General features: G+C 64.8%; 16 protein-coding genes. 8 read left to right on the forward strand and 8 right to left on the reverse strand.

What is annotated here, in order from left to right; all coding sequences use genetic code 11:
- The 5 genes from G6N56_RS27915 to G6N56_RS27935 all read right to left on the reverse strand — a co-directional run bounded on the left by G6N56_RS27915 (position 1) and on the right by G6N56_RS27935 (position 4,277).
- Positions 1-1,137: an acyl-CoA dehydrogenase family protein gene (locus G6N56_RS27915; protein WP_085257620.1), complete on the reverse strand. Its 1,137-nt coding sequence runs from the start codon at positions 1,135-1,137 to the stop codon at positions 1-3.
- The gene (locus G6N56_RS27920; RefSeq protein WP_085257619.1) at positions 1,134-2,327 is read right to left on the reverse strand and encodes an acyl-CoA dehydrogenase family protein; all 1,194 of its coding nucleotides are present in this window, start codon (positions 2,325-2,327) and stop codon (positions 1,134-1,136) included. The genes G6N56_RS27915 and G6N56_RS27920 overlap by 4 nt, the downstream gene beginning before the upstream one ends.
- Positions 2,327-3,181 carry a TIGR03619 family F420-dependent LLM class oxidoreductase gene (locus G6N56_RS27925; protein ID WP_232069407.1) on the reverse strand — a complete coding sequence of 285 codons (855 nt, stop codon included), beginning with the start codon at positions 3,179-3,181 and terminating at the stop codon, positions 2,327-2,329. Before G6N56_RS27925 ends, G6N56_RS27920 begins: the two co-directional genes overlap by 1 nt.
- 29 nt (positions 3,182-3,210) lie before the next feature.
- A complete protein-coding gene (locus tag G6N56_RS27930) occupies positions 3,211-3,399 on the reverse strand; it encodes a ferredoxin (RefSeq protein WP_085257617.1) in 189 nt (62 codons plus the stop codon).
- A gap of 110 nt (positions 3,400-3,509) precedes the next feature.
- Positions 3,510-4,277, reverse strand: coding sequence for a FadR/GntR family transcriptional regulator (locus G6N56_RS27935; RefSeq protein ID WP_085257616.1), 768 nt, complete (start codon positions 4,275-4,277; stop codon positions 3,510-3,512).
- Between the two features lie 340 nt (positions 4,278-4,617).
- Here G6N56_RS27935 and G6N56_RS27940 point away from each other — a divergent pair, with 340 nt between their 5' ends.
- From G6N56_RS27940 to G6N56_RS27960, 5 genes are all read left to right on the forward strand, one after another.
- Positions 4,618-6,198: an AMP-binding protein gene (locus tag G6N56_RS27940; RefSeq protein WP_197746649.1), complete on the forward strand. Its 1,581-nt coding sequence runs from the start codon at positions 4,618-4,620 to the stop codon at positions 6,196-6,198.
- A 248-nt stretch (positions 6,199-6,446) separates the two neighbouring features.
- The gene (locus G6N56_RS27945) at positions 6,447-7,607 is read left to right on the forward strand and encodes a cytochrome P450 (RefSeq protein WP_158090757.1); all 1,161 of its coding nucleotides are present in this window, start codon (positions 6,447-6,449) and stop codon (positions 7,605-7,607) included.
- A 275-nt stretch (positions 7,608-7,882) separates the two neighbouring features.
- Entirely contained in the window at positions 7,883-8,635 is a 753-nt protein-coding gene (locus G6N56_RS27950) for a 3-hydroxyacyl-CoA dehydrogenase (RefSeq protein WP_085257613.1), read from the forward strand.
- A 168-nt stretch (positions 8,636-8,803) separates the two neighbouring features.
- Complete coding sequence (locus G6N56_RS27955; RefSeq protein WP_085257612.1) at positions 8,804-10,045, forward strand: cytochrome P450; 1,242 nt, start codon at positions 8,804-8,806, stop codon at positions 10,043-10,045.
- 843 nt (positions 10,046-10,888) lie between these two features.
- A complete protein-coding gene (locus G6N56_RS27960; protein ID WP_085257611.1) occupies positions 10,889-11,776 on the forward strand; it encodes a TIGR03619 family F420-dependent LLM class oxidoreductase in 888 nt (295 codons plus the stop codon).
- A 47-nt stretch (positions 11,777-11,823) separates the two neighbouring features.
- Here G6N56_RS27960 and G6N56_RS27965 read toward each other — a convergent pair whose 3' ends face one another.
- The gene (locus tag G6N56_RS27965; RefSeq protein WP_158090756.1) at positions 11,824-12,681 is read right to left on the reverse strand and encodes an NAD(P)-dependent oxidoreductase; all 858 of its coding nucleotides are present in this window, start codon (positions 12,679-12,681) and stop codon (positions 11,824-11,826) included.
- Positions 12,682-12,972: 291 nt separating this feature from the next.
- Here G6N56_RS27965 and G6N56_RS27970 point away from each other — a divergent pair, with 291 nt between their 5' ends.
- Positions 12,973-13,887 (forward strand): MBL fold metallo-hydrolase, encoded by a 915-nt coding sequence (locus tag G6N56_RS27970; RefSeq protein WP_085257609.1) that lies wholly within the window; start codon positions 12,973-12,975, stop codon positions 13,885-13,887.
- A 283-nt stretch (positions 13,888-14,170) separates the two neighbouring features.
- On the opposite strand, the gene G6N56_RS27975 is transcribed toward G6N56_RS27970, so the two are convergent.
- Together G6N56_RS27975 and G6N56_RS27980 are read right to left on the reverse strand one after the other, a co-directional pair.
- A complete protein-coding gene (locus tag G6N56_RS27975; protein ID WP_085257608.1) occupies positions 14,171-14,848 on the reverse strand; it encodes a potassium channel family protein in 678 nt (225 codons plus the stop codon).
- Positions 14,845-15,528: a potassium channel family protein gene (locus G6N56_RS27980; RefSeq protein ID WP_142280772.1), complete on the reverse strand. Its 684-nt coding sequence runs from the start codon at positions 15,526-15,528 to the stop codon at positions 14,845-14,847. The genes G6N56_RS27975 and G6N56_RS27980 overlap by 4 nt, the downstream gene beginning before the upstream one ends.
- A gap of 132 nt (positions 15,529-15,660) precedes the next feature.
- Between G6N56_RS27980 and G6N56_RS27985 the strand changes: the two genes are divergently transcribed.
- Both G6N56_RS27985 and G6N56_RS27990 read left to right on the forward strand, forming a co-directional pair.
- Positions 15,661-17,655, forward strand: coding sequence for an APC family permease (locus G6N56_RS27985; RefSeq protein WP_085257606.1), 1,995 nt, complete (start codon positions 15,661-15,663; stop codon positions 17,653-17,655).
- On the forward strand, positions 17,652-18,848 hold the full coding sequence (locus G6N56_RS27990; protein ID WP_232069168.1) for a class I SAM-dependent RNA methyltransferase: 1,197 nt from the start codon (positions 17,652-17,654) through the stop codon (positions 18,846-18,848). The genes G6N56_RS27985 and G6N56_RS27990 overlap by 4 nt, the downstream gene beginning before the upstream one ends.
- Positions 18,849-18,868 lie beyond the last annotated feature (20 nt).

Here is an 18,868-nt window from a genome sequence, read left to right on the forward strand (position 1 = left end):
CTAGGCGATACCCGCGACCAGCGTGTCGAAGATCCGTTCGTCGTGCCATGCGGGCGCTCCGAGAAGCAGCTCGTTGACCTTCGCCCGGCGTAGATACAAATGCAAATCGTGCTCCCAGGTGAAGCCGATGCCGCCGTGCAACTGGAGGGCCTCGCTGGCAACCCAGGATGCCGCCCGGCCGGTCCAGGACTTTGCGACATGTGCCGCCACTGCCGCATCGGAGCGACGTCGGTGGATCGCCCATACCGATTCTTCGGTCGCTGCCGCAGCTCCTTCCAGTTGGATGTGCATGTCAGCGATGTGGTGCTTGATCGCCTGGAAACTGCCGATCGGGCGATCGAACTGGTGCCGTGTGTTGACGTAGGACACTGTCATCTGGACGAGTCGGCGGGTGACTCCCACGCTCTCGGCGCACTGCAATGCCACTGCGGCGCGCCATAACTCCGAGGGTGCCGCGGTGAGCGATATGACTGCATCCGCCTCGACCGGGACGGCGTCGAAATCGACACGGGCATAGGGTCGGGTGAGGTCGATTGTGTGCTGGTCGGTGACACGCAGCGCGGTGCCGGCAGCGGCCACGTCGACGACGACCAGCAGCGGTTGCCCGTCAGCGCTGGCTTCCACGAGGAGATGGTCCGCGCAATTTGCATAGGGCACCAGGCGTCGCGTGCCATTCAGCCGACCGTCCCGCAGCACCAGTGTCTCCGCGTCGCCGGGCTGGGGGAGAGCCCACGACGCGACGGCGTCACCACCGGCAAGAGACGGCACCAGTCGGACTTGTAAGTTCTCACTGCCACGTTGGGCGATCATCCACGTGACCAACGAATGAGCCAGGAACGGGCTCGGCTGCAGGCTGTAGCCGAACTCCTCGCCCAAGATCGCGAGTTCGGGCAGCCCCAGTCCGAGCCCATCGTTGTCCTCGGGGACTGTGAGCGCCAGCCATCCCATCTCCGCGATCTGGTTCCAGAACTCGGCGTCGTGTCCGGCGGCGGTGCTGGACACTTCACGGATTCTTTCGGAGGTGGCGTTGCGCAGCAACACTTTTCGGCTGGTGGACCGCAGTTCATCCTGCTCGGGGGTCTGCAGTTGCATGGCTGTTTGGCCTTTCGCATACGTCGACCGGCTCACTGCGGTCATCTGGTGGCGTCGCGCGGGAGTTTCAATGACCGTTCGGCGATTAGGTTGCGCATAATCTCGTTAGATCCGGCCGAGATGGTGAAACCGCGGGCCCAAAGATAGGCTTCTTGCCACTTGCCGCCTTCGATCGCGTCGCTATCGGTAGCTTCTAGGACGCCGCGGGCGCCCTGAAGGGTGAGGGCATACTCGGCAATGTCGAGGTTGGCTTCGGTGAAGACCACCTTGGACACCGGTGAGTCGCCGACGTCGGGCACCCCATAGGTAGCCTTGAGTAAGGCTTTGAATCCCAACAGGTCTGAGACCTGGGCGCGTGCGAAGTAGGCGCCTATCCGCTGACGAACGTCGCGGTTGTCTGCCGGGACACCACCACTGTCGTCGGTGCGTGCATCAGTGGCGAAGCGGGCGAGGCGCCGAACGGCGTCGGCAATCGAGTCTTCGCGCTGTGCTTGGGAGCGTTCGTGGGCGAGAGCTGCGCGGGTGATCGCCCAGCCCTGGCCAGGTGCACCGATGATGTTGGCTGCGGGAATGCTGATGTCGTCGAAGAACACCTCGTTGAAGTCGCTGGACCCGGTTATCTCTCGTAACGGGCGTACCGTGATCCCGGGTGTGCGCATGTCCACCACGAAGGCACTGATTCCTGCCTGCTTGGCAACACTGGAATCTGTTCTGGCCAAAAGGAATCCGAGGTCGGCAACGTGGCCGTGGGTAGTCCACACCTTCTGTCCGCTGACCTTCCACGTCGCCCCGTCGAGGGTCGCCTTCGTCCGCAGCGCGGCGAGGTCACTGCCGGCTTCGGGTTCACTGAACAATTGGCACCACAGATCGTCGAACCGGCGGATGCGCGGGAGATAGTATTGCTTCTGATCGGCAGTGCCGTAGTTGAGCAAGGCGCCTGAGACCAGGTTGTAGGCCCCGATAGGCCGAGGGGCCTTCGCGTGAGCCAGTTCGGTGTCGAAGATGAAATCCTGGACGGCATCGTGGTCGTCGCGTCCGCCCCACTCGACCGGCCAGTCAGCGCCGACGAAGCCGGCGGTAAACAGACTTTTGCACCAGAGGCGGTACTGGGGCAGGTCGGCCGGCTTGGGGCTTCGTGTACCGGGCAAGCGTTCCATCGGCGGACGATGCTGTTGGATGTGGCGGCGAACACGATCCCGGTAATTCCGGAGGTCGTCGTCAAGTTCGAGGTACATCAGGCAGTGCTCACCGACTGGTGAGCGCGCTGGGGCGAGATGGCGTCCAGGGCAAGCAGTTCGGCGGCGCGTTCGGCCAGCCGGGCCACCACGGCGCAGGGTTGCGATCGGAAATCCAACACCACATGCTGGCAGCCGTGCGCGGCATAACCGTTGATCAGATCACTCAACCCAGGCAGATCCTTTTCGTTGACATGCAGGCGAACCGAGCGAGGTACCGCGCGCTCAGCCATCTCGTCGAGACGGGCCCCGATGGCAGTCAGTTCGGCGGGGGCGATGTCGTGTGGATGCCATACGTCGGCGAAGCGCGCCGCCCGCCGCAACGCCGGGCCGGAGTGGCCACCCACCCATATGGGCGGGTGTGGTTTCTGCTCAGGCGTGGGCTCGGCGCTTACGTGGCGGAAAGCGAAGAACTCGCCCTCGAAATCGACGTCGCCACCCGCCCAACAGCTGCGCATCACCTCCAGCGCCTCGTCGGTGACGCGTCCGCGTGCTTCGAAGAGATGCTGCACCCCGAGGGCGCGGAACTCTACGCGGCTCCAACCGGTGCCGACTCCAAGATCGAGCCGACCACCGGACAGAATGTCGATCGTGGTGGCCATCTTCGAGGCCAATACCGGATTGCGGTGAGGTACGACCAGGACTCCGGTCCCTAATCTCACCATCTCGGTGGTGGCGGCGATCCATGTCAGCGCCGTGAAAGCATCGAGCCAGTAGTCGCCGTACACGCCATCCATGGCGCGTACGCCGACGCTGTGATCCGTCACCCACAGGGAGCGGTAGCCCCACCGCTCGGCGTTGACCGGCAGCTCACGCACCATGTTGGCTGCACCGGGCTCGTTGGTCGGGACCACCAATCCGACAGAGCAGACCGCGGGACAGGTCACGGCTGCACCGTAATCGCCTGTTCCGGGCACGACTCGGCGGCATTCTCGAGGTCTCGTGCGGGCAGGTTGACTGCCTCGTCGGTGACCATGGCGTAGCCCTCGTCGTCGAGGTCGAAGGCCGCGGGCGCCAGCGCGTTGCACCGCGCGTGACCCCTGCACTTGGCGCTGTCTACTGCGATCTTCACTTCGAACCTCCTGTCGCCGACTACCCATCATATTAGTGATAGATATATATGAAGCAAGGCGCTAAACACTCCCGAGGAGTCAGCGCAACAGCGCCAGCAGGCAAAACTGATCAGTCGAGCAGCTCAATGATCTCAAGAGTGGCGGAGTTCTCCAGCAACCGTTCCCCCGCCTGGGCCATGTGCTTGGCCCAGAATTGTTGCGCTTTCTCGCTTTCATGCCGTTCGATCAGGCCGACCAGTCGGCGATGCGCGCGATAAGCGCGAATGCGTTGCTCCTCCTGGTCGTCCCAGCCCAACAGCATCGCCGCGGCATGCCGCGCCGAGATCTTCTCCAGCGTTTCGGTGACCAGCGTCATTGTGATGTTGCCCGACAGGCGCACCAGCTCGCTGTGGAACCGCCATGCGATGGCTCCGAAGTCCCCTCCGTCGTCGATCGCCGCCTTTTCCTCGGTGAGCAAAGCCTGCAACGCGGCAACGTCTTCGTCGGTGGCCGTCTCGGCTGCCATGCGCGCGGCCGCGGGCTCAAAGATCATTCGGAACCGGTAGACGTCGGCGATGGTGGCCTGCCGGAGCTGGAGATGCATGGTGAATACGTTGACGACTTGCTCGGTGTCGGGCCTGGCTGCGATGGGGCCACGGTGGGAGCCGCGCCGGATTGCGACCAGACCCTCGGACTCCAGCAAGCGCAGCGCCTCGCGCAGGGAGGGCCGCGACACGTTGTACTCTTCGACCAACGCCGACTCCGGCGAGAGCGATTCACCCTCCCGGATCTCGCCGCGCAGGATTTTTTGCCGTAGCTCGGAGGCAACGATCTCAGAGATCTTGGGAACGCGCCGATTTGAGGCGGGCGTCGTCAGCGTGTAGTCCCGTGCAGTCACAAGCGGCTTCCTTCGTCGAGTTGCGCGGCTGACGGAGGGTAAACCTCCTGTCTATATAAGTATCTATGATGTCCTAGACAGATTGAGCAAACACGCGCTATGCCGCGGGGACTTGGACTGCGCACCGCGGGGGAGACGGCCATGAGCCCCGGGGAACCGCACGGGATCGGACGCAGGTAGCCGCGGAGGTAGGCGGTGTCGGCTAGTCCGCAAACCCACCACCCATGCTATGCCCGGCCCAGGCTCTCCGTTATCCTAGTTATAGATGAAGGATCATTTTGCCGAGAGGATGTGACACGTGGTCGTGTGGCATGGCGGTAGTTCAGACACCATCAACGCAGTGTTCGACCGTGCGCGCGAGGCGCATGGAGGGCAGACGTTTCTGGACTTCTCCGGCGACGAGTACACCTATGCCGACATCGCACACCGTTCCGCACAGGTGTCAAATCTATTGCTGTCGCTGGGCATCGGACATGGCGACACCGTAGTTACCGTTCTCGACAACAACGTCGACGCCGTGTCCACCTTTCTGGGCTCCAACCGTATCGGAGCCATCTGCGTCCCGGTGAATACCGCTTATCGCGGCGAGTTCCTGCGCCACCAACTCGCCGACGCGGGCGCTGCCGTCGTTTTCGCGGAGCCCGACTATGCCCAACGGGTCCTGGAGATCGCGGATGGTGTGCCCGCGCTGCGCACCCTGATCTATCGGGACGGCACCGACGCTATGCCGCCGAGCCGTGCTGGGCTCGCCGTCCGAGGTCTGGCCGAGGCGCTCGATGGCCAATCCTCGATTGCGCCGAACGCGCCTGTGGCTGCCACCGACCTGTCGACGCTCATCTACACGGCGGGGACGACCGGCCCATCGAAGGGTTGCATGATCACCCACGCCTACACGCTCAACATGGCACGGCAGTACCTCGAGGTCACAACTCGACGCCGCGATGAGCTGGCCTGGACGCCGCTGCCGCTGTTCCACTTCAATGCCTGGGCCTGCACTGTCGTAGCGACTGCATTGTTGGGTTCGAGCGCCGCAGTCGCGCCGCGCTTCTCGGTGTCGAGGTTCTGGTCGGAAATCGAACGAACCGGCGCCCGGATGGTGACGTTGCTCGGGCCGATGGTGACCCTGCTGGCACAGGCCGACGACTCGTCGGCCATGCAACGTTGCTACGGCCAGCTGCGGATCGCGCAGAGCAGCCCCTTCCCGGCCGACATCACCAACGTGTGGCGTGAACGCTTCGGCGTGCCGCTGACCGGCAGCAACGCCTTCGGGCTGACCGAATGCTGTCTGACCACCCACCATCCGCTCAACGAGCCAGCGCCGGCGGGTTCGTCGGGACGGGCCAACGACGACTTCGACGTTCGCATCTTTGATGACGAGGACCGAGAGGTTCCGGTGGGGGCCGCCGGCGAGATCGTGGTCCGTCCCAAGAAACCCCACGTGATGTTCGAGGGTTATTGGAAGCGGCCCGAGTCGACGACGGCACTGCTGCGCAACCTATGGTTCCATACCGGCGACATCGGCCGTTTCGACGCGGACGGTTTCTTTTACTTCGTCGACCGCAAGAAGGATTACCTGCGGCGGCGTGGCGAGAACATTTCCTCATACGAGATGGAGACGGCGTTCATGTCCCATCCCGACCTCCTGGAGGTCGCGGTACATGCCGTCCACTCCGCGGTCACCGAGGACGACGTGAAGGTGACCGCGGTGTTGCGGCCCGGCTCGACGCTCAGCGAAGAAGCGTTGTGTGCGTGGTCGATGGACAAGCTTCCCTATTTCGCCGTCCCGCGCTACATCGAATTCCGTGCCGAACTGCCCAAGAACCCGGTTGGGCGCGTCCTGAAATACGTCCTACGTGACGAGGGAAAGACGGCGAGCACGTGGGATCGTGAGGCCGCCGGCATCGCCATTGCGAAGCGTTAAGGGGCCCGCAGCCCACCGGCACTCATTCTTGAGCTGCGGACGTGGGCAATGGGTCTGGGCATGAAGTCGTCATTGTCGCGCGTTGCGTCGCGCGACCGCCGGGATGGTTGCTATCTCCTTCAATTATTACTAGGATATCTATGACTGCAGTCACACCGTCTGAGTTAAGCTCCGATGCTTTGGAGGCATGAGAAGAAATGGCGGCTCCGTTGACCCGACCTTTGCCGAGCCACATACCGGCCGAGTTGGTGCGCGATATCGACATTGTCAACGATGCCGACGTGCTTGCCGACCCCTATGCTGCGTTCGATCGATTGCGCGACGAAGCAGATATTCTGTGGTCACCGCAGCTGGGCGGTCATTGGATCGTCCTGGGGGCGCAGTTGGTGCGTGAGGCGTTCCAGAATCCGGACGCTTTCAGCAACTATCCCACCGGCGTGCCGCCGATGACCGAGTTCTGGCCGCGCAAGCTCATTCCGCAGGAACTGGACGGTGACGAGCACACCCGGTACCGCCGTCTGCTGAGCCCCTTCTTCAAGCCGTCGGCCGTTCGTCCGATGGCTGAGTCTGTGACTCGGCGGGCTCGGGAACTCATTGGCGCGGTTGCCGATCGAGACGAGTTCGAATTCATCAGCGCGGTGGCGACTCCACTGCCATCGACGGTGTTCATGGACTTATTCGGGCTGCCGCTGGACCAAGCCGACGTTTTCACGATGTGGACCCAACAATTGCTGCACTCGGCTGATGTCACCGTGTCGGCACGGGCCGCGCACAGCGTGGTCGATTACTTGCTTGACCTCATCGGACAGCGACGCGCGGCACCGCAAGATGATCTGATCAGCGCCCTGGTCACCGCCGAAGTTGAAGGTCGGCCGTTGAGTACCGACGAATTGCTCGACACGACCTTCTTGCTGTTCATCGCCGGATTGGACACCGTGACCGCGCAGCTGGGCGTTGTGGTCAATTGCCTCGCACGTGATGGCGAGGTGCAACGACAACTCCGGGCCGACCCGGCGCAGGTCCCCGTCGCGCTTGAGGAGCTGCTCAGGCTGTATCCGATTGTGCCGCCGGCAAGAACGTTGATCAAAGACTACGAACTCGGCGGTGTCTCGATGAAGGCGGGTGACACCGTGCTACTCGCCACCAGCGCCGCGAGCCGCGACCCACACGCCTATCAGAATCCGCGGCAGCTGGAGATCGGAAGAACGGGAGCGTCGACGGCGGCATTCGGCATGGGCCCGCACCGCTGCCTGGGGTCGCATCTCGCGAGGCAGGAATTGACCATCGTGTTGCAGCTCATGATCGAAATGCTTCCCGAGTACGAGTTAGCGCGTGACTTCGAGCCGAAATGGCATACCGCGGGCAATGTTTGGGGTATCGACGCGCTACGGCTGCGATTGAAGCGATAGACGCAAGGAATTGCCGGACGCTTATGCTTGCGGCGAAAGCCACGTGGCCACCGGCCCCCAACGGCGACGTCATGGCACCTCGACCGTGACATGCCATCATTCATGGCAAGGGGCATCGGATTCGGCTTGCGACATCATGACTCGGTCATCCTCTTGACGGCAAGACCCAACGGCCGCACCTGCTGCTCATATCTTGATCGACCGGCCGGGTGACTGTTCCCCACCCGCCACCCCATTGGTCACGGAACGTCCGAGTGGAAAGGAATTCGCTGCGCATGGAGATCATCAACGCCGTCGCTGTCGTGACGGGCGGCGCCTCCGGGCTCGGTCTGGCCACCGCGAAGCGCTTGTTGGGAGCCGGGGCAAGTGTGGTCGTAATCGATCTCAAAGGCGAGGAAACCGTCGCAGAGCTAGGCGATCGCGCCAAGTTCGTAGCCACCGACGTCGCCGACGAGGTAGGCGTAGCCGAGGCCCTCGACGTTGCGGAATCGCTGGGCCCGCTGCGCATCAACGTGAACTGTGCCGGCATCGGCACCGCCACGAGAACATTGGGTCGATCCGGCCCCTTCCCGCTGGCGGAATTCGCGAAAACTGTTGAGGTCAACCTCATCGGTACTTTCAACGTGCTGCGGCTGGCCGCCGAGCGCATCGCCAAGACGGAGCCGCTCGGAGAAGAGCGCGGCGTCATCATCAACACCGCGTCGGTCGCCGCGTTCGAGGGTCAGATCGGCCAGGCCGCCTACTCGGCGTCGAAGGGCGGCGTGGTCGGCATGACCCTGCCGATCGCGCGCGACCTGTCCCGCGACCTGATCCGCGTCGTGACCATCGCGCCCGGGTTGTTCAGGACGCCATTGCTCGGCTCGCTTCCGGATAAGGCCCAGAAGTCGCTGGGCCAACAAGTGCCGCACCCCTCGCGCCTGGGCGACCCCGACGAGTACGGCGCGCTGGCCGTGCACATCATCGAGAACCCGATGCTCAACGGCGAGGTCATCCGCCTGGACGGCGCCATCCGCATGGCTTCGAGGTGATCCTCATCGCGATCGCGGCCAGCTTTGGGTCGTGGGCGTCAAGTCGCCATCGGGCCGGGTCGTCACCGCGCCGGCCCGGCCAGAGCGGCGAGACACACATCCTTCCATGCTCATAGTTATCTACGATAGACTTCATAAACCCCACGGGATTGCAATGAGGAGCCCCCCATGTCGCATGGCGTCGTCCTGCACGAAGAGGACCTGCCCGCGTTAGACGTCCTTGGCGAGACGTTTAAACGGGATCCGCATAGCGCTATCGCCGCGGTCCGCGCGTCGTCTCGGTTCGCGTTTAGCCGCAGGGGCATTGAAGTTCTGGCGCACGACGATGTACTCACGCTGCTGAAAGACGATCGGCTCCAAAGTCAGACGCACACAACGTATGAAGCCTACGGTGCGGGCCGGATGCTGCGTGCCTTCGCTTCCGACGGGCTTCTTGTCGGTATGCAGGGCGAGCGCCATGATCGCATCCGTCGTGTCTTTCTGGCGGCGTTTCGTGCGCGAATGGTTGAGCAGGAACGTGAACTGATGCGCGATGTGGCTCGCCGATTAGCTGGTCGCATGCTGGCCGCTGGACCCTCCCACGACTTTGTGTCGGCCTTTACCAGCCCTTACCCGATGGAGGTACTCTGCCGCATCCTCGGCATACCCGCCGACGACATCCCGGAATTCTCCGCTGCGGCGACAGAACTGCACCTCCTGGCTCAGGTTCCGCTATCTCCCGGTCTGCCCCGGGTCGAGTCGGCGCTGCACACCCTTTGGGACTACTGCTCGAATCTCATTGCCCAACGCCGATCCCATCGACAAGCTGACACCATCTCGGCTCTGATTGAGGCCCAGGAGACGCACGGCAAATTGTCTGACTCTGAACTCATCTGGAACATGGTGAACCTCATCTTTGCCGGACAGGACACCACTCGTTATCAGCTGGCCTCGTCGGTTCGCGCGATTGTTGACGTCCCCGGATTGTGGGATCGACTGGTCGCCGAACAGGACGTCATTCCCGGCGTCGTCGAGGAGTCGCTGCGCTGGTACCCGGTGGTGAACTTCGTCGTCCGCATTCCTACCGAGGATTTGGTCTTCGGCGGCGTCGAGATGCGTGCGGGACGGCGCGTCATCCTCAACTTCCAGGCGGCCAGCCGCGACCCGGAGCGATTCGACGATCCGTTCACTTTCACCCCGCGACCGCCGGGCCGGCACCCCCAGTCTTTCGACATACCCTTCGGGCTAGCTACCCACTTCTGCCTGGGCGCCGCCCTGGCGCGTGCGGAAATCCAAGAAGCACTGCGTATCTTGAGTCACGAATTCGCCAGCGTCGAGATCGCCGGGACGCCCGAGATGACCGCCCCGGCAAGCATGCTCTACGGGCCGGAGACGATGCCCATCTTGACGACTCGGCGGTGGGCGAGTTGAAGCAAGCTTGGCGCAGACGCCTCATTGCGAATCGTTAGGTCGACGGCGCGCATACAGGACGCAAGGGTCGTAAGAGGCAGTCGCACAACCGAACCTCATTGGACGTCGGCGGCGAAGAGACGAGGGATATGACGCGCAGACACCATTACGCTCCGGGATGCCCAATGGAACTCGCCGCGGCGCAGACGATACGTACGCCACAGGTTGCCGACGCGAAATGTGGCGGAGAGGTCGTGCTCCCGTGGACGGTCGCACGGCAGTGAACAAGGCGAGGATGGGCGCATGGAGATAAGGGCGACGTCGGCCGGTCGAGCGCGAGAGGCATGGCGGCCAGTCGAAGTGTTTCTCGCCGATGGCCTCACGCGGGGTCAGGTGAACGCAGAACTGCGCAGCGCTGCAATGCGGACAGCGTCCGACTGCGGCGAGTTCGTGCGGGCGATCCGGATCGAGGGGACCGAAGCGCACACCGGGGGCTGGCGCAGATGGCGCGCGTCTTACCTGCTTGGCCCCCCTCGGATGTTCCGGGGGGCCATACAGGGGCTGGCGCGCACTGAAAGTCCTGCTGGCGCTGGGGGGTCGAAGTCAATTCGCGACATGCGCAGTGCCCGCGGAGAAGGATGGGAGCGTCCGCGGCCGAATAATCCCGACGGCTGCCTGGGCAATCACGGTGGCTCAAAGGAGCCGAATCGCCCGAAACAGCCCGGTCCTGAAACGAGGGATACCGACAGTGGCCAGCTGCGTGTCGGAACATCGCCTGGCTGTCAGGACGGCGCATGAACACCGTCCGAACGTGCCCTTTTGCCAGACGTTTTGCCGAAGGATGCGAGTGATGGGGGGAGCGATATGAGCCCGCGCCTCCGGTTCTGGAATTCGGTGATCCACTTGCCGGTCACCGAAATGCTGCCATTGGCCAAACACGCCGAAGACCTGGGATTCGAAGGGGTGATGAGCCCCGACCACTTGGTGTGGTGGGGCGAGGAGATCACGTCGAAGTACCCCTTCAACGCGAGTGGCGATGTGTGGTGGCCCGAAGAAGCGCACTGGCCAGATCCCTGGGTCTCGGCGGCAGCCATGGCGGCCGTCACGTCTCGCGTCCGATTCGGGCATCACGTGTACGTCCTGCCCTTGCGTGATCCGATCAACGTCGCGAAGGCGGTCGCCACGACGGCGGCCGTGGCAGGAGGGCGAGTGGTCTTCGCCTTCGGCGTGGGCTGGATGCGTGAAGAGTTCGATTTGGTCGGCCAACAGTTCGCCCGCCGCGGCCGGCGCACCGACGAAATGCTGGACGTCCTAAAAAAGCTGTGGACCGGCGAGCGGGTCAGTCACCACGGCGAGTTCTACAACTTCACCAACATCTCGATGCGGCCATTCCCGCCGGAGTCGATCCCGTTGATCGCGGGAGGCCACTCGGAGTCGGCGCTACGTCGAGCCGCCAGCAGATGTGACGGCTGGCTCGGTGCGTCACGGTTCACCCCAGACGGCTTGATCTCCATCGTGGACCGGCTGAAGGAATACCGCGCCGACGCCGGGCGTGAAGGCATGCCGTTCGACATCCTGATCTCACTCGGCAAGCGTGACCACAACCCCGACACTTTGAGCAAGGTGGCCGATCTCGGTGTCACCGGCCTGATGGTGGCGCCGTGGACGATCTTCCCGAACGACCGAATTGATTCGCTCGTCGGGAAAATGACTGCTATGGACGACTTTGCGAAGGCGTTCATGACTCCGTGACGCGCATGCCGGCGCGGGGCCTGCGGCCCGGTTGTTCAGCCATCCGGTCACCGGTTCACGGAGGCGGGGCTGGGCCCGAACTGTTGTATTCGGGGCGTGATGTGAGTGATTCGATCGACCGCGAGGTCTTCGAGTTTGGTTTGCATTACGCCATGCTGTCGGCATGCCTGCTGAAAGAGGCGGGTGTCTTTCTCGACCATCTTGGCTGCGTGCATTGCGAACTCGGGATCCTTCATCAGCGTATCGACCAGCGAATTCAGCGCGAAGCTCCCGGCACTGCCCGTGGTGAGGACGTCGATTAAGGCGTTAAGGTCGAGCTTGAGCGCTACGCCTGTCTCGATGGCGAGATTCGCCAGCTCCCCGGTCCCGAACCCCAAGACGTTGTTGAGGGCCTTGGTCACCTGGCCGGAGCCCAGCGGACCCATCCATCGGATCACCTTGCCATAGGCCTCCAAGACCGGCATCACCCGCGGCGAGAGCGTCTTTTCCCCACCCACCATGATGGTCAGTTCACCGCGCACTGCGGCCGCTCGCCCACCGCTTACGGGCGCATCAACGACATGCACGTCACGTTCGCGCGCGACGGACGCCAATTCGATACACAGCTCGGCCGACACGGTGCTGTGAATAAGCAGCACCGATCCTGGCGACATCGATGTCAGTAGGCCGTCGGGCGCCGCGGCCACCTCCCGCACATCCTCGTCGCCGAAGACGCACAGTCCCACCAGGTCGCGCCCGCGACCCAGGTCCGTCAATGACGCCGCGACCTGGTAGCTTTCGGAACCCAATTCCGCCAAAGACGATGGCCGTCGCGCCCACACCGTTAGCGTATGCCCTGCGGCGGCGATACGGCGTGCTATCGGGCCGCCCATGTCGCCTAGGCCGACGAAGCCGATACCGCGCACCCCTGGCGACCGACTTGGATTCATGCAATCCCCCTCTGCCCAAGAGGCGTTCGCTTCCGCCCGCGCTGCTCTTCGCAGCGTTGAGCCACACACCAGCATAGCGCTTCATATACAACTAGGATAGAGTTGATGATAATGGTGGACACCGTTATGTCGCCGGGCCATAAGGTGTGCTCTTGACGACGGTTTCCCGTCGCCGCTGAATCGAAGTGGAGCTCAGCATGGTGAGCAACGCAGATGTGGCCCTTCCGGCGGTAACATCGCCGCCGCGGGTCGTAGCAGGGAGCAAATATGGCTCACGCCTTCATCGATGAGAGCCTCGTTGCGTCGGCGCGGTGGCACGAGCGGCCGCGTGTTCGGTCGGTCTCATTCGGTTCTGTACGCGCTTCTTATGTAGTGGACGGCAGCTCGAAGCTCGCACCCACAACCCTATTTCCCGATAGCGGTGAGGAGTACTGGCGCGAACATCCCGAATACCTCGACGACGAAGGGTTTTTGACGCTCGGCGCAGGAGGGTTGCTCGTCGAGAATGGCCAGCACCGTGTTCTCATCGACACGGGCATGGGACCGATTTTGACGCAGCCTAGTCCTGACGGCGCCTTTGGCGCCATCGTGGCGGGCGATCTTCTGCGTTCCCTGACAGCGCTGGGTGTACACCACAGCCAACTGGACACCGTTGCGTTTACTCATCTGCACACCGACCACACAGGTTGGTTGGCCACCGTCGTCGACCCCCTGACCGGTGAGCCTCCGCTGGGACACACCCAAGTCGTCGTGACTCGCGAGGAGGCCGACCACGGTGCTCACCCTTTTACCGGCCCGAGCCAGGCGGTCATCGACGCTCTGAAACCGCGGCTGCGGATCCTGGCCGACGGCGAGCCCGTGAAGCCCGGGGTGGTGCTGCGTTTGCACCCGGGCCACACTGCTGGCCACGCCATATACGAAATTTATTCTGCTGGAATAACATTAATCGCATTCGGCGACACATTTCACTCACCAGCCCACATCGAGCATCCCGAGTGGGCAGACGCGATGGACCTCGACCACGCCCAAGCGGTAGAGACTCGTCGCAGCATGCTGGGACGTCTCGCACAACCGGACACACTTGGTTTCGGGTTGCACTTCGCCGACGTTGCCTTCGGTCGGGTCGACGTGGTCGATGGCCACCCAACCTGGCGCCCGGTGGTCACCGACGGGACGGCCTGACGCAGGCCCTACCTGCTGTGGGTGCGCCCTTCAACTCGCTGCCAGTTGTACCCGGTCATGCGGTTGGTGGCAGGCGGCTGATCGGTGGGAGCGCTGTGACGTCGCAGCGCTTCGACGGCGCACGTCTTCCGCCAAGTGGAGCACCACGTGTTGTGGAACCAGATGCAGGACACCGCCCGGACACCGGGCTGGCAACCCTGGAGCGGGCAGGGCCTCGGCGAGGCCTGACCGCAGACTTCCGGCAACCCGACACGCCCGCCACCGGCCTTATTACCCAGTACATTCAGTCGGCGGCGGGCGCGGCATGCGGCAAGAGCAGGTCGCGCAGTTCCTCTTCGACCTCGGCGATCGCCACGAACAGCAGCTCGTCGCCGCCCTCCAGCGGCTCGTCGGCCTCGGGCACGATCACCCGCGGGCCCCGCAGGATCGTGACCAGCGAGGCATCCCTGGGCAGCTGCAGCCGGCGCACCGGCTTGCCGCCCCACGGCGTGTCATCGGGCAGGGTGATCTCGACCAGGTTGGCCTGACCCCGGCGGAACTCCATGAGCCGCACCAGGTCACCGACGGCGACGGCCTCCTCGATGAGGGAGGCCAGCATGCGCGGCGTGGACACCGCCACGTCGACGCCCCACGCGTCGGTGAACAGCCATTCGTTGCGGGGATCGTTGACCCGGGCGACCACCCGCGGCACCGCGAACTCGGTCTTGGCCAGCAGGCTGAGCACCACGTTGGCCTTGTCGTCGCCGGTCGCGGCGACGACCACGTCGAACTCTTCCAGGTGGACCGACTCCAGCAGACTCAGCTCGCACGCGTCACCTAGCCGCCAGTGCGCGGCCGGGATGGCGTCGACGTCGACGTGGTCCGGGTTGCGCTCGATGAGCGTCACCTCGTGATCGTTGCCGACGAGTTCTCGGGTGACGGAGCGACCGACCGCGCCGGCCCCGGCCACAGCAACTCTCATTTGCGCGGTCCCGTCTCGAGGTCCTCACTGGGTGGTAGCGCGGCGATGGCCACCGCCTCGGCGGCGCGGCCGGAGATCGCGGCGATGTAGACCTGATCGCCGGCCTGGATCACCGTCTTGGGCTCGGGCAGCACACCGGTGCCGAACCGGATCAGGAACGCCACCCGCGCGCCGGTGGCCTGCTCGAGGTCGGTGGCCCGGTGCCCGACCCAGTCCTCATGCAGGTCGAGCTCGGCCACGGCGACGGTGCCGGTCGGATCTCGCCACTTGGCGGTTTCGCTTTCCCGGGTCAACGCGTTGAGCAGGCGGTCCGTGGTCCACGGCACGGTGGCGATCGTCGGAATGCCCAGGCGTTCGTACACCTCGGCGCGTTTGGCGTCGTAGATGCGGGCGACCACGCGCCTGACGCCGAAGGTCTCCCGCGCCAGCCGGGCCGAGATGATGTTGGAGTTGTCTCCGGAGGAGACCGCGGCGAAGGCATCGGTTTCCTCGATGCCCGCCCGCAGCAGGACGTCCCGGTCGAATCCTTGGCCCAGTACCCGCTCGCCGGCGAACTCCGCGCTGAGGCGGTTGAAGGCGGAGCTGTCACGGTCGATCACCGCAACGTCGTGGCCAATTCGGGACAGGCCGTCGGCCAATGACGACCCCACCCGGCCGCAACCCATCACAACCACCCGCACTTCAGGTCCTCTCGGCTGGTCCTACTCGTGTGACTGGATCGGCAACCCCGGTTGGCCAGCCGATTTGGTTCAGCAACATTCTCGCCTACGGAACGCTACCGGCAACCCGGGATGGGCTTACCCTTGGCTCTCGTGTCCAAATTTTCAACGGCCGCGCGCCGGTTGCTGATCGGTCGGCCGTTTCGCAGCGACCGGTTGAGCCACACGCTGCTGCCCAAGCGGATCGCCTTGCCCGTGTTCGCCTCCGATGCGCTGTCGTCGGTGGCCTATGCACCGGAAGAGATCTTCCTGATGCTCTCGGTGGCGGGGGTGACCGCCTACGCGCTGACGCCGTGGATCGGCCTTGCGGTGGCCGCGGTCATGCTCGTCGTGGTGGCCAGCTACCGGCAGAACGTGCACGCCTACCCGTCGGGCGGCGGTGACTTCGAGGTGGTCACCACCAACCTCGGCGACACGGCCGGCCTCGTGGTCGCGAGCGCGCTGATGGTGGATTACGTTCTCACCGTTGCGGTCTCGACCGCCTCGGCGATGTCCAACATCGGCTCGGCCATCCCGGTCGTCGCCGAACACAAGGTGCTGTTCTGCGTGGTGTCGATCCTGCTCGTCATGGGGCTCAACCTGCGCGGCATCCGCGAGTCCGGGGTGGCCTTCGCGATCCCCACCTACGCCTTCATCGTCGGGGTCTTCATCATGATCGGCTGGGGCCTGTTCCGGATCTTCGTGCTCGGCAACCCGCTGCGAGCCGAATCCGCCGCGTTCCAGATGCATGCCGAGCACGGCCAGGTCGTCGGCTTCGCGCTGGCGTTCCTGGTGGCGCGGTCGTTCTCCTCCGGGTGCGCCGCGCTGACCGGGGTCGAGGCGATCAGCAACGGGGTGCCGGCGTTCGAGAAGCCCAAGTCGCGCAACGCCGCAACGACCCTGCTGATGCTGGGCGGCATCGCGGTCACCCTGCTGATGGGCATCATCGTGCTGGCCGAGAAAATCGGGGTGCAGCTGGTCGACGACCCGGCCCGCCAGCTGGTGGGCGCCCCGCCGAACTACTACCAGAAGACGCTGGTCACCCAGCTGGCGGAAACGGTGTTCGGCAGCTTCCACATCGGGTTCCTGCTCATCGCGACGGTGACCGCCCTCATCCTGGTACTGGCGGCGAACACCGCCTTCAACGGGTTCCCCGTGCTGGGCTCGGTGCTGGCGCAGCACAGCTACCTGCCCCGGCAGCTGCACACGCGCGGCGACCGGCTGGCGTTCTCCAACGGCATCCTGTTCCTGTCGGGGGCGGCCCTCCTGGCGATCATCGCGTTCCGCGCCGAGGTGACCGCGCTGATCCAGCTCTACATCGTCGGCGTGTTCATTTCGTTCACGCTGAGCCAGATCGGCATGGTCCGGCACTGGACCCGGCTGCTGCGCACCGAGACCAATCCGCGGACGCGGCGGCAGATGATGCGCTCGCGGGTGGTCAACACCGTCGGGTTGCTTTCCACCGGCGCGGTGTTGCTGGTGGTCCTGGTCACCAAGTTCGTCGCGGGGGCGTGGATCGCCCTGTTCGCGATGAGCCTGCTGTTCATCATCATGAAAATGATTCACCGCCACTACAACACCGTCAGCCACGAATTGGAGGAGCAGGAGGCCGCCCAGCACGACGTGGTGCTGCCCAGCCGCAACCACGCACTGGTCCTGGTATCGAAGCTGCACCTGCCGACGCTGCGCGCGCTCGCGTACGCGCGCGCCACCCGGCCGGACGCGCTCGAGGCCCTCACGGTCAGCGTCGACGACGCGGAGACGCGCGAGCTGGTGCAGAAGTGGGAGGAGAGCGATATCAGCGTGCCGCTCAAGGTCATCGCCTCGCCGTACCGCGAAATCACCCGTCCCATATTGGATTACGTGAAACGGGTCAGCAAGGAGTCCCCGCGCACGGTGGTCACGGTCTTCATCCCCGAGTATGTGGTCGGCCACTGGTGGGAGCAGGTGCTGCACAACCAGAGCGCGCTGCGGCTCAAGGGCCGGCTGCTGTTCATGCCCAACGTCATGGTGACTTCGGTTCCATGGCAATTGAATTCGTCGGAGCGGCTCAAGACGTTCGAGCACCATGCGGCGCCCGGCGATGCCCGTCGGGGAATCTTCGATTGAGCGTGCAGCCGACGCCCGAACTGACCCTGGTGACCGGCGCCCCCGCCAACGGCGGCAGCTGCGTGGCGCACCACGAGGGCCGGGTGGTGTTCGTCCGCTACGCGTTGCCCGGCGAGCTGGTGCGGGTGCGCGTCACCGCCGAACGCGGGTCGTACTGGCACGCCGAGGCGATCGAGGTGCTCGAGCCGTCGGACGACCGAACCGAGTCGCTGTGCCCGATCGCCGGCGTGGACGGAGCGGGGTGCTGCGACCTGGCCTTCGCCGCGCCGGAAGCGGCCCGGGCGTTCAAGGCCCAAGTCGTGGCCAACCAGCTGCAACGGCTCGGCGGTCACCAGTGGAGCGGTGAGGCCGAGCCGTTGGCCGATTCGCCTCCCACCGGATGGCGCACGCGGGTCCGGCTGGACGTGGGCGCCGACTGTCGGCCGGGTTTCCACCGCTACCACAGCGACGAGCTGGTGACCGACCTGCGCTGTGCCCAGCTGCCGGACGGCATGCTCGACGGATTGGCCGGTCCCCACTGGCCGCCGGGCGCGCAACTGCACGTGGCCGTGGGCGACGACGGCGAGCGCCACGTGGTGCGGACGCTGCGTCAGGGCCGCCGCACCGCGACCACGGTCGTCGAAGGCGCCTACGAGGCCGCCCAGCGGGTGGGTGGGCGCACCTGGCGGGTTCCGGTTACCGCGTTCTGGCAGGCGCATCGGGACGCGGTTCGGGTGTACAGCGGCCTGGTAGCCGACTGGGCACAGCCGACCACCGGTATGACGGTCTGGGATCTCTACGGCGGCGCCGGCGTTTTCGCCGCCGCGCTCGGCGAAGCGGTGGGGGAGTCCGGGCGGTTGCTGACCGTCGACACGTCGCGCGCCGCGTCGCGGGCCGCCCGGATCGCCCTGGCCGACATGCCGCACGTGGAGGTCGTGACGGATTCGGTGCGGCGGGCGCTGACGGGCCGCCGAGCCGGCGCCGACGTGGCGGTCCTGGATCCGCCGCGGGCGGGCGCCGGGCGCGAGGTGATCGACCTGCTGGCGGCGGCCCAGGTGCCGCGCGTGGTGCACATCGGTTGCGAGCCGGCATCTTTCGCCCGCGACGTCGGCTTGTATCTGGGCCACGGCTACGCCGTCGAGAAGATCAGGGTGTTCGACGCCTTCCCGCTCACCCATCACACCGAGGCCGTCGCGCTGCTGACACGCGCTTAGCGAGGTGCGAGCGGCTAGAC

It is taken from the genome of Mycobacterium saskatchewanense (genome assembly GCF_010729105.1).
Classification (GTDB): Bacteria; Actinomycetota; Actinomycetes; order Mycobacteriales; family Mycobacteriaceae; genus Mycobacterium; species Mycobacterium saskatchewanense.